General features: G+C 56.8%; 6 protein-coding genes. 2 read left to right on the top strand and 4 right to left on the bottom strand.

Annotated elements, in window-relative coordinates; genetic code table 11:
* Positions 1 to 1,192 precede the first annotated feature (1,192 nt).
* Positions 1,193 to 1,867 carry a hypothetical protein gene (locus C725_RS16310; protein WP_149864717.1) on the top strand — a complete coding sequence of 225 codons (675 nt, stop codon included), beginning with the start codon at positions 1,193 to 1,195 and terminating at the stop codon, positions 1,865 to 1,867.
* A 194-nt stretch (positions 1,868 to 2,061) separates the two neighbouring features.
* Here the strand turns inward: C725_RS16310 and C725_RS16020 are convergent, their stop codons facing one another.
* The 4 genes from C725_RS16020 to C725_RS14695 form a co-directional block, all read right to left on the bottom strand.
* Positions 2,062 to 2,658, bottom strand: a complete 597-nt coding sequence (locus tag C725_RS16020; protein WP_160165736.1) for an Arm DNA-binding domain-containing protein — start codon at positions 2,656 to 2,658, stop codon at positions 2,062 to 2,064.
* 600 nt (positions 2,659 to 3,258) lie between these two features.
* The gene (locus C725_RS14705) at positions 3,259 to 3,846 is read right to left on the bottom strand and encodes an SOS response-associated peptidase (protein ID WP_038283708.1); all 588 of its coding nucleotides are present in this window, start codon (positions 3,844 to 3,846) and stop codon (positions 3,259 to 3,261) included.
* Positions 3,847 to 5,027: 1,181 nt separating this feature from the next.
* A complete protein-coding gene (locus tag C725_RS14700; RefSeq protein ID WP_008603964.1) occupies positions 5,028 to 6,377 on the bottom strand; it encodes an IS1380 family transposase in 1,350 nt (449 codons plus the stop codon).
* A 227-nt stretch (positions 6,378 to 6,604) separates the two neighbouring features.
* On the bottom strand, positions 6,605 to 8,461 hold the full coding sequence (locus C725_RS14695; protein ID WP_149864716.1) for a diguanylate cyclase: 1,857 nt from the start codon (positions 8,459 to 8,461) through the stop codon (positions 6,605 to 6,607).
* 809 nt (positions 8,462 to 9,270) lie between these two features.
* Between C725_RS14695 and C725_RS16305 the strand changes: the two genes are divergently transcribed.
* Positions 9,271 to 10,857 (top strand): plasmid recombination protein, encoded by a 1,587-nt coding sequence (locus C725_RS16305; RefSeq protein WP_008603962.1) that lies wholly within the window; start codon positions 9,271 to 9,273, stop codon positions 10,855 to 10,857.
* The last annotated feature ends 968 nt before the right edge of the window (positions 10,858 to 11,825 follow it).

The following is an 11,825-nucleotide window of genomic DNA, read 5'->3' as shown; positions in this document are numbered from 1 at the left end:
TCGAACAGATAATGGCAAGTGCACTCATGTTCCGGTTTACCAACGGTCGGCCCCTTTTCGCGTCGATCGTCTGCCCAGTGACGACGCGAGAGGGATAGGTTCTGATCTACTAAGACGACGTAAACAGCTTTGCATAGGTGACCCCACACTCCAAATTGATTGAGATTTTTGGGGTTCGAAGCACCTTCGGACCCCCCCGCTAGGTGGCCGGCGCTAGCCATGCGAGAGGGCCGAATGTCATCCGTGCTGCGGCAGGATGAGCCGAAATCGCGGCGTCTGAATGAGAGTGGATTTCGGCGGTTTCAGGGGAATTCGGAGGTATCTCGTTGAGAAGTCAGGGCCGTCTTCCGCAAAACGGCCCAGAACTTGCAGAAGCCGTTCCGGAAACGACTCGATCCCCAAGCGGCTGCGCGCAGATCCAAGCGGCCGAGTCGCTGGATGCAAACATGCTCTCAGGCGATTCGCTGCCGTCGAATTTAAGCCGCTGATAAGCTGCTTACACGCTCCGCAGGATAGCCTTTCGCAAGGAGTAAGTGCCGCTGAGCGAGTTAAGGGGAGCGAGACGTCAAGCGTTGTAAATCGCAGGCTTCAACGGCTTGATTCCCTGCCCTTGGACCGAAGCAAGCTTTTGACCCAAAAGCTAACTCTTCAGTATCAGGCTGCTCGCACCGGCGATAATGAGATAGTTGGGATATGCGTTGATCAGATCGCTCAACATAGGCGCAAGTATGGCGGCTCTGACGGCTCTTCCAACTGAGAGTCCCGCTTGATCAGCCAACATGCCCCGCAACAAAACCAGAGAACGGAAAGCTTTTCCAGGCTTGCCCATCCTTAGCTGCGCGCACAACGGCCGTAGCGTTGCAACAGAACCTACCTAGCCGCACAACCGGCAGGAACATCCATAGAGAGCTTGGCTAGATCGACGGCAATGCGCCAAAGAGGGTCAGAGGGACCAAACATTACCGCAGCCTTGGGAATTGCACTGAACCGCTATGCAAAACTCATTAAAAGGTTCATGCGCTCGGGCGCCGCACCAGCGAACCGGGATTGAATTTATAGCATTACTGAGAACTTAATGGCGGCATAAGGCAAAGCGATCTCGCATCATCATTTTTGCAACCAGAGCTCGACCCAAAGGAAACATTAGACCAAAAACGCCGCTGAAAAAAAGAAACACTACCAAGAGGTAACAATGCCTGAAGTCCCAAAACCGATTTTCAGAGCCTTTAGCAGCGCTGAATCGACGACCAAAAGACACTTTCCCAAGACATGGCTTGCCTCCCGACCTCGAGCTACTTCCCGTACGGAAGTGGGCAAAAGTCGATTACGCCAATCCCTAGCAACTCATACAATATTTATCCAGATCCCGGGTGTTCCTGGTCGTGACATAGCGCTGTCAATTTTTGGGCAGGAGTTTGACGATTTTCCTACCGTCCGGGACTGGCACCATGTAATTGGGGAGCAGAAATTCAGGAAAATACCTTCCTTCGCCTTTACACTCGATCCTATTGCACGTTTTATGAATTTAATTACCGATTGGAACCACGCCCACAACTTGTCTATGACGGTGGCCGAGGCACTCGATGCAATAAATGGTAAGTATGATGAAAAATTGTCCGCTTGGTTCAAACCACAAATGGAATTCATAGAGGATCATAATAGAGACATTGGCGTTGACTTGATCGCTAAGCACGAACACCGAGGTTACCACCTACTTTTCGTTGCCGAGCAAACCGGTAAGCCTCTTTCTATCGCCAAATGGGCGGACCGCTCGGTTTCTGGCTACACTAGGCCACAGGGCAGCGAAGCTTCTCAGATTAGGCGGATCTATGAACGAGACTACGCCAGACTTGCTTACGCGGATTAATAGAAGTGATGTGAGGGGCGGATTTTTCAGGTCTCAATTAGAGCTCTTCGCAGTGCAAAACGGATGAGCAGGGCCTGGACGCGACGCTCAGCGCCTGCTGGTCGATCAGACCCTATCGCTGAAATTGGACTTCCCCATCGTCGTCTCCTGCTCTAAAAATTAGGATAGAAGGCGTCTAGAACACTAGGGGCTACTCACTCAGATCTCAGCCAATCAATAAAAATCGAGACCACCCTGTCCACGTCGGAACGGGACCATTGGCCAATCTCAATCACCTCAGCCGAGCCGCGAGCGTAATCGCTTTCAGAAAGGTGACGAACCGAACGATCTCCTATCTCTGAAACGAGGTTCTCGAGAATATCACGTTCCTGTTTGATTTTCGTTTGATCTGAAATGCCTTCTTGGTTTCGATGAATGTAACGACGCACCAGGTGACTAAGAAGGTCGTTGCGGTCTCGATCAAGGCTTACCCGGCGTTCCCGGGTAATTGCCCGTCGTTTATGGGCCTTTCTTTCCTCGCGCGGATCGATCCCGGCCTTGATGAAGACGAACAGACGGCGCGCCTCGTCTCTTGCCTTCTCTAAAGACCATTCAGGCCCGTACTGTCCGATCGTATAGCGTACATGGTGCACCATTCCGTTAGAGTCCGCCAGCCGATACTCAATGATAAAGCTCTTCGTTCCACGCGGTGTCACCACGAGCGCAAAGTTCGGTAGGTTCGTATCCCAGTACTCACGCCGCCGTTCGCCTTTAATTGGGCGAGGGGCTCTATTGACAAAGCTAGAACTCAAGCTTGCTCGCAATGGGATGCTCCTATCCAAACGTCGCCAGGTGCACAGCTGTGAGGGAGGAAGGCCGTGCCGTCGGAACAGCGCACTGATGTAGTTCGAGCTAGCCATCTGCGCCACCAGCGCCAGACTCTTCTAGAGAAATGCCGACGCCGCCCTGCCCCGGTAACTACCTTAAAGCACCGTGGAGGCAATGCGTCCGGACCTTCTCCCGCACCTGCCCCCCATAACTTCAAGGCGCCGGCAACCGCAAAAGACCGATCGTCGACAAGTCCGGTCAGGCCAAGTCAGGTCAGCGGCGGCAATGTGGGGGCAGAACGGTGCTTATGATACTGCGCTACGTGGGCACTCAATTAAGGGCGGCGCTAGCCGGTCCTGAGTTCGCGAGGAAGGTGCCATGAAAACACCCTACTCACTCGATACAGAACCAGTGTCGCGCGGCATCGGTTCGCGCCAGAAGATTGTTTCGCCTGCGAACTCGTCCTGACGAGACTTTATGCGTTAACCTTTTGCTCGCCGGTTTTCCCCAACTTGCATCGGCGCGCCCACCCAACTGGGTCACGAACCCTGCGGCGTATGTTAGCGTCGCAGGGTTTCGTCGAACTAGAACAAGCTTAGAGTGTCTGTCCGCATGCGCTCGCTGGCAAAAGGCCGCACGAGTGCCTCTGCATTCTCCCAAGTGGACGTAAGCCAGACGGAGGCGTCCTCCTTTGTGAGCAAAACCGGCATTGCCTTTGGGTGAATGGCGCCGACAATTTCGTTCGGCTCACAGGTCAGGAACGCGAACCGCGAGGCCTCGCCATCCACGGGCCGCCAAATCCCGGCAAATGCGAAGAGCGGCTCTTCCGGAATATCGAACCACACCTTCTGCTTCGAGCCTGCTGCACCAGTCCATTCGCAGAATGCAGTGACGGGGACGAGGCACCGGCGATCCGGACGTTTGAGAGCCGAAAGCCAGAATGGGCTCTTAAGGTTGCGGACGTTCGTCACGGAGCGCTTGATTTGGCCCGGCGGCGGGAAACCCCAGAGGAAGCTCTCGATGATACGCCCCCCATCGGTTGTACGGACGACAGGCGCCGTCTGGTTAGGATAAATCTCCGCTAGGTCTGGAACATTCCCGGCGAGATTATCGGCCTCGAATATTCGTGCGATCTCAGCAGCATTCGACCGCATCCGATAGAGGTTGCACATTGCTCATTCGTCTCCGCACTCACGATACTCGCCTTGGCTGTAACGCTTCCACTCCAGGACCGTACCCGTTCCCACCATCGCGCAGCTGATCTCGACGTTATCAGGTCGCCAGCAACGCGCGGCCGTTCGTGTGCCACCGGCGGCGCCGCCTGATACACAAGAAAGAGTAGGTGCTCCGTAGACGGCGATATGGCCGCTACTCAGCTTCTCTACTCTGGCAGGACGTAGAACGCGGACAAGTGCCGCCTTCGCTTCAGCAGCTGTTGCTGATGGACAGGGGTGACCGTGGCGGCATGTCCCATCAGTCTCGCGCGCTGCGATACCGTTTAGACGTAAGCGAGGCCCTTCATCGCACCAGACTGGACCATCTCCATCCCATACTCGCGTCGGTGTGCAGGTAAAGGCTTCGCCTTCTGCGACGATAGGTACGGAAGCGAGTAGTGCGGCAAACAAAATCACTGCAGAGAATTCCACTAATCTGGGGGCTAAGGTGAAGGTGTGGGCGGATCACCAAGCGCAGCGGCCCATCGACAGCAGCGAGGACGACAGCAAAGCTTTAGTCGTCTACGTACGCGGCGCCTACCGCCTTGCAGCCTCGGCGCTTTCCGTGAGGACGCCTTCAACCTCATTCTTGGAAGCTAGGATTGAGATCCGAACTTTCTCTGACAGCTCTTCGAGCGTGGCGATGAGCCTGTTCACCTGCGAGAGAGATCTCGTCTCCACACCGTATCGAGAGACAAGATACTCACGGCTCTCTCGTAAGGCTCCGAGATGCTGCAACGTTCGTTTTCGCAGCTTCAAACCTAGCTCGCTTGCCAAATTGGCCCGTGCAGCAACATCATGGCCAAGTGCTCTAACGTCTGCGACACTTCGCCCGCCGTGTACTAGTAAGGCGCTGAGGTAAAGTTCGGCTGCATGTATCGCAGTGAGACGAAATGGCGCGAAGGATAAGGGCTCGCTTCGCCTTCCCAGCAAGTAGCATTTTCGCCGCAGCTCGATACTCGCCGGCTAACCCGTCCTATTCATGAGGCTACCGCTTCGTGTTGTTCGGACGGCGATGTGGCGGTGCCTGATTGATCAAGGCGCACGCCTCCACCGGCGTTTTTCACCGCGGCAGGAGCAATGGGCTTTTCGAGGTTGATGGACTGGGGCTCAGGGGTTCGGCGGCACCGCCGCTCTTGCTATGTGGGCGCTGGTCGCAGACTGGTGGTGATGGCCTTGAACACACCGGCATCCGGGCAAGCCGAAGCGAAGGCGACGCGGATACGCGTGGCGGTTTCGATGACGCGGGCAGCGACCTTGAGCAGGCGCAGGCGCAGCGTGGCGAACTCGGCGGTGGCGAGTGCGGTGGCTCTTGGGATTTCCTGCTGGATTCGCCACAGGAGCCAGTATGCGGCGGTGTGCAGGATGAGGCGCATCTGGTTGGCGCCCGCCGAGCGGCACGAGGTGCGATCGCTGGCGAGCTGGCTCTTGTGGCGCTTGATCAGGTTCTCGGCCTGACCGCGGGCGCAGTACAGCGTGTCGTAGATGTGCTCGGCCGAGCCTTCGGTCAGCGAGGTGACGACATAGCGGATGTCCATGCCCAGCGTGCTGGCCTCAATCCGGGCGACGACGCGGCGCTGGCATTTCCAGCTTTTGGCGCCGTAGCGGGTCTCGGCATAGTTGCGCAGGACCGGGCATTGGCGTTGAGCCCGCCTGACGGCACAAGCATCGGCGACGGTGACGATTTCGGGATCGGCACGCAGCACGGCGTTGGTCGGCAGACCAAATACGTAATCGACGCCGGTCGCCTCGCACAACGTCATGACCTCGGGCCGCCCATAGTGCCCGTCGCCGCGGATGGTGATGTGGGTATCGGGCCAGTGCCGCCGAAGATGGCGCACCAGGCGCCGAATGTGTCCGGCAGCCTCGGCGCCCGACGGTGTCTTGCCGGCGCGCAGCAGCATTGCCACCGGCCGACCGGTGGCGGTGTCGTAGACATGAATCGGCAGGAAGCAGCGCTCCCCGTGATGACCGTTCCAGAACGAGAGTTGCTGATAGCCGTGCACGACATCACAGGTGTCATCGATATCCAGCGTCACCGCCGCCGGCGCGGCGGGATAGCTGGCGCAGTAGATGTCGATCATCGCGGCCATCATCCTGGCCAACTCGCGCGTAGTCGGCGCATTTTCCCACCGGCTCATGGTCGGTTGGCTCGCAAGCCCCACGCCCGATCCCGGCAGCTTGCCCAGCGCCAGGCGGAAGCCCGGATCGTCGCGCAGAACGTCGAGATCATCGGCGTCCTCATAGCCACAGCTGATCGCAAAGATGCGGGCGCGCAGGATATCGTCGAGGTGATGCACCACTCTGCCCGGGTCACGCGGATCGGAAATGCAGGCTGCAAGCTGCTGGCAGATCCCCATCGCTCGTTCGGCCTGTGCCAGCAGCAACACGCCGCCATCCGAGGTAAGCCGGCCGCCGTCGAAAGCGGCTGTGACTTTCTTGCGGCCGACTGCTGGGAATCCAAATGCGCTTGCGATATCGTTGTTCATGCGGGGGTGACCTGTGGCATTTTCTGCCCTGCGGCAGGTTCGGCTTAGACACCCAGTTCCTACTTCAGATCAGAGGCTTAGGCCACTCCCGCTAACCCTTTAGGACCGGTCCGGTGAATACGACGGGCTAAGCGCAATAGGGCAGCCGCCGAAGCCTCATCACCGGAGTACGGATTTGTTCGGCCTTTCCTGCCTGACTGCGTACGGCATAACTGGTTGCCAGTGGGTTAGGCTTGCTCTGGTACGAGCCAAACGAAGCGATTGCGACCGCCCTTTTTCGCCGAGTACAAGGCCCTATCGACAGACTCGAGGATTTCCCCACTTTCCGGTGCTTCCCCGGATAGCAACATGCCGCCACCGCTGACGGTCACATGTCCATAAGGACTTTTGGAGTGGATTATGCTGAGATCTTCCACTTCCTTCACAGCCTTATTGATCGCGCCTTTGGGCTCGCTTCCGTCGCGGCACGGAATGATGGCAGCGATCTCCTCTCCGCCATAGCGATATATGCTCGCGGTCGGCAAAGAGGCTTCGAGCTGCATTACAATCTGCCGCAAAGTCTTGTCGCCCGCGACATGACCGTAGTGATCGTTATAGAGTTTAAAGAAATCGACATCGAAAAGCACGAGTGCAATTTTAGCTTCGTTCACGTTTACGTCGTGGATGGCTTTTTTCAGGGCCACGTCAAAGGCACGCCTGTTTAAGGCTCCGGTTAGAGCGTCTCGGACGCTCTGTTCCGCCAACAGCTGATTCGCCCGCTCAAGTTCGATTGTGCGTTCGCTAACCGCATCTTCGAGGTGGCTTCGCATATCCTCGACCCTACTAGCCATAAGTCCGAAGGAGCGGGCCAACGTTCCGATGTCATCATGGCGGTCGATAGGAAGTGTGCCATCGCTGATTGGAACAGAGCGGCCATCGCCGCTCGCTAGGCGCTGGGTTGCCAGTGTGATCTTACGGATGGGAGCTGCGACGCTGCCTCGCAAGACAAGAATTATCGTTGCAATGAACGCCGCGAAAAGTAGCGCGATGATGCCAAGGATCCTACCAGCGAAGCGAAGCGCTCGGGCTTCCACGAGATCCTGTGGGTAGACGGTAACCAGCCACCAGTCCGGTCCCTTGAGCCCCACGCCAGCTACATACGCATCAAGATCCGCGTCGAATCTAACCGTCGCCTTACCATCATTGGCCGGACCCAAATGGGATAAGTCGCGGTAAATGTCTGCCGCCGGCGAGGAGCCTAGCTCCTCGATTTCGATTTGCCCGGCGTTTTCCGGAAGATCCTGGATGCCGGTGGAGTGGGCAACCAGCATGCCATTCCTCGACAGAAGGAGCTCATAAATTCCATCGGGTTGGTTGCTCGAGACGTCATCGATTAGATCTGTCACGCTGACGTCTACGCTTGGATTGATAAGGTGCCGTCCTTGCCAGTCCAGGGGGCGTTCGAACGTGATCGTCCAGTTTGCTGCGGTGGCATCGAAATAGAGGCCGGTCCAGACCGGCCTTCTAGATGGATTGTTGGATTGCAACGTGGCTTGGACGACCGATTTAGCGGTCATGTCCAGATCACTGGAAGCCTTTAATCCCCACGGCTCGTTAGGCCAGTGCATGATCAGCGCATTCTCGGGTAGGGTCGCATGTACATTGGCAAAGTCCGTCGAAGCACCCGGACCAAACTCGGCGACGGTCTCATAAGCAAGTATGAGACGACGCTGGAGTTCCGGTGTCAGCGGCGGTTGGTTGCGCGCGACAAAGCCGGTTGCGCCGCTTCGCTGGACGCCAGCGCCGTCCCGGTAACCGGAGTAGAATTCTGGACGAAGGCGGATGGTGCCGTCGGGAAAGGCGCTGAAGTAGCGGTCGAAGTCGGCTGCGGAAGCAGCGTCCGGATCGGTATAGCTGGCGAGAAACCGGGCGGAGAAGCGATTTGTCAGCTCCTCGGCTCGCAGGAGACGCTGGCTTTCATATCGGCCGCGTTGTTCGATCTGCATTTGCCATTCGCCGAGCAGTGCGCGTTCCGCTTCCCTTTTCGCAACATGAAAAGAAAATATGGCGATGATGGCAACTGCGCAGGACGCGAATGCGATCATGCGCAGCGCAACTTTCCTGGTGAAGGATCGGTGAGTTCGGCTAGGAGCTTCTGCCTCGAAACCATGCTCCGGAAGCCGAACGATTCTTCCAGTAGGTTTCACGCACGCTCCGCTTCGCTCGGGTTCCCCTGTCGAGGTTTGCCCAAACTCCGTAAAGATTGAATGATGATGATCAGGACTGCATTGTTTCTCGCTGAAGTTTGACCGGGATCAGTCGACGACCAACCGCGGATGTCATCGTCTGGACGGTGGGCGGCCGCCCTTCTTGCCGTTTATTCGCGCAGCCCGTGTCTTTGCGTCGGATGTGGCTTTGCCCGTGAGAGATGCAGAAAGTTTGGCTAGGTTCCCCAACGTAAGATCCGCACATTCAGCAAGGGTCAAAAACGTTTCAGTTCCGGCAAGGATCCGGCTTCCCCCGTCTGTCGATACCGACAATTGAGCCCCTTGAAGCTGCTTACGTCGGTCGTCGGTAAGAAGCGATACAGGAACCGTGATATGTGCGCCGTTATCGAGCAGAATTACCACCGCGTGACTGCCCCCTTTTGACCAGCGCACGTGTTCGATTTGCGACGAGGGTCTTCCCTCCATGCACCACCCTAACCCAACTCTTCGTTATCGCACGACGGCGCTTCATGAACGCAAAACCTAACTTTTCGGTAAACTGACAGATCCCAAGCCTTGGGTTCGGCGATTTCCTGATCGGTTTTTCACCCAAACTAAATCGTTCTGGTAGCCTAATCGTAGGGAGGAGTATATCCAGCCTTTAGGCTAGTAGAATCAAAAAAACGTCTCCCGAGTGAAGGGTTTTTATGCCTGACAAAATACCCTACACTTCGGTTATGACGCTGTTTGCCACCCTTTCTCACTCGAGCCTTTCCTCGTGGAACAAGGTTTTTCTTGCACACGGACACAACGCCCGGACCATTGATGTTCCGAATGCAGACCCGAAAAGTTTAGGGGTGATAGAAACCGTCGATTTGCCTGGTAGAGACCTGACGGAGCGCATCAAGAACCGGCTCAACGAAGCAGGCGTCATCAAGCTTCGGAAGAACGCGGTAATTGCTTTCGAAGACATCTTTGGCGCATCGCCAGGCTACTGGAAAAGGAGGTTCCCAGGTGGCTGGGAAAACGAGAACCTCTGCGATCTGATGCAGGATCCGCTCATCGAAGCCGTCGACACATTCGCACGACGAAAGCACGGCCAAAATCTTATATCGATATCGTGGCATTTCGACGAAAAGAGTCCGCACGCTCACGTCGTTTCCGTGCCGCTTTCTACTCGCCTCCACAAGACACGCGGCCGAAAGCGGAACGACGGTTTTGAGCGGCCACCCGTCATGAAGACGACTTTAGCCGCGAGTGAACTTCGTAAAGGGGGAAAACGCGCTCTCGAAAGAGAGCATGATGATTGGTCTAGGGCTGTAGCTCATCTCGGATTGAAGCGCGGTCGACGCGGCTCCGAGTTGACACCTGAAGAGGTTCGTGAGCGTCGGTTAAGAGACCGGCAAGCGTCTCGGCAGGGCGAGGAGGCGGCTAAGCTCCGCAGGCAGCTAGAATCACACAACGAGGCCGCAAGAAGGGCAGCTGAGCAAGCTCGATTGTGGGAACATGAAGCGCGCGAAAGTCTCGCTCGCGCCGAGGCCGGGGCGAACGAACTCACGAGGCGCAAAATCTTGGAAGGTGAGGCCAAAGCAGCAGAGATAGAGAAGATCCAGCGTCAGAGGGGATACGAAGAGGGCTTGAACGAAGGCCGAAGTGATGGGCTGAAGGCAGTCAAAGCTGAGTCCGACGAAATTCGTGCAAAGGCACGCGCCGAAGGCTTCGACGAAGGATGGGAAGAGGCCCTTTCTAACGCCGTAGACGAAACGGATAGAATGCGCGCGAAGGCGCGACAGGAAGCCGAGGCTAATGCATCCCAGATCCAAGCAGACGCCCAAGCTAGGCAAGAAAAAGCGGAAGCCGCTCTGAAGCGGGCCGAGCGTCGCCAAGGCGAACTCGCCGAGGTCGAAAGAAAACTTAGCGAGCTATCGAATCGCCTCGACGAGCAGAAGTCCTTGCAGTCGACTGTGGCGCTCCGTCAAGCTGCCAAAGAACACGAATTAAAAACCAAGATAGACAAGGTCCGCGACATCCACGGTAAGCTCGTACGGGAATTTAGAAAAATTCAGGATGTCCAAAGTAAGATCGCCCAGGCCCCCCCTCACGTGAAGGAATGGATCGAACCCAGAACACGACAGGCGATACGAGACTCCAAAAAGGTTCTTCAGCAAACGCGAGATGTTGTTGCTTCATCTGACACTTCACGGCCGCCAAAATCCACAGCCAACACTGATAGCGTCGATCCCCAAACGCTCTTGCGTGCCCAGAAGGGGCGCAACGGCTGGGGTAGAGGTTAGGCACGAGATACTCTGTAGGCCCATTAATCTCTTTATGCGCTGTCCAGCGACTAAATTGATGGATCTTTCCTTGGCGCGTCGGTTCTGATTCAGAGGCTATGCTGTTGGGAGAGGCCAGCATGGATGGCCAAAGTACTATCCCAGGATTTGCGTGATCGTGTCGTCGCGGCGAGCGACGTTGGCTTGAGCCGCCACGGTGCTACGGCGCGGTTGCGAGGAAGCCTGGCGGTGACCAGCGTTCATCAAAGACAGACGCTCACGCGGAGCAGATCATGGCCATGCTGGAGGCGAGAGGCAACCTCACGCCCGCCGATCTCTAGTTCAACCTTGCGAGACGCGACATTAGCGTTGGAGTGGAGACCTTGTGGCGGTTCTTCGACCGTGAGCGGGTCACGCGTAGAAAAAAAGCGAACACGGCGTCGAGCAGGACCGCCCCGGCATTCTGAGGCAGCGTCTGAACTGGTTCGACCAGACTGTGACCTTTGCCGGGGCAGGCTGTGAACTGCGACGAACATGACTCGCAGCCATGGCCGCTGCGCCAAGGGCGAGCGCCTGCGGATAGGCTTTCCGCAAGACCACCACGCTGGTGGCGGGCCTGTGCATGAGGGGCATGGTAGCGCCGATGGTGCTGGAAGTGCCAATCAACGGCGACTGGTTCGAAGCCTATAAGGGTCAGGGGCTCGTGGCCCAACTACGGCGAAGCAACATCGTGATCATGGATAACCTATCGAGCCATAAGGGAGTTTGGGTGCGTGAGCGCGTCGAGGTGGCGGGAGCCCCCTGCCCTGTCTAGTGACTCTAGTGCGGCTAAGTCTCGGGATTAATTAAGAGTCTATCGCGGAGTCCTAACAAGCGCTTTTCGACCAGTCAGGCGTTCGTGAGGTGACTTTCTTCCTCAGGTATTTACGTAGGAAGACGTAGGCTTGGCCCCGTTGATATGAAAGGTCTGGCTCAGGCTCAGATTCAGT

The sequence above is a fragment of the Pacificimonas flava genome, assembly GCF_000342165.1.
Lineage (GTDB): Bacteria > Pseudomonadota > Alphaproteobacteria > Sphingomonadales > Sphingomonadaceae > Pacificimonas > Pacificimonas flava.
The sequence above is the reverse complement of the archived record's forward strand: the minus strand, read 5'-3'. Positions and strand labels throughout refer to the sequence as shown.

Coding starts and splice junctions, on each gene's coding strand:
- C725_RS14700 (WP_008603964.1), bottom strand. CDS start 6,377: ATGAACAACGATATCGCAAGCGCATTTGGATTCCCAGCAGTCGGCCGC.
- C725_RS16310 (WP_149864717.1), top strand. CDS start 1,193: ATGCCTGAAGTCCCAAAACCGATTTTCAGAGCCTTTAGCAGCGCTGAA.
- C725_RS14705 (WP_038283708.1), bottom strand. CDS start 3,846: ATGTGCAACCTCTATCGGATGCGGTCGAATGCTGCTGAGATCGCACGA.
- C725_RS14695 (WP_149864716.1), bottom strand. CDS start 8,461: ATGATCGCATTCGCGTCCTGCGCAGTTGCCATCATCGCCATATTTTCT.
- C725_RS16305 (WP_008603962.1), top strand. CDS start 9,271: ATGCCTGACAAAATACCCTACACTTCGGTTATGACGCTGTTTGCCACC.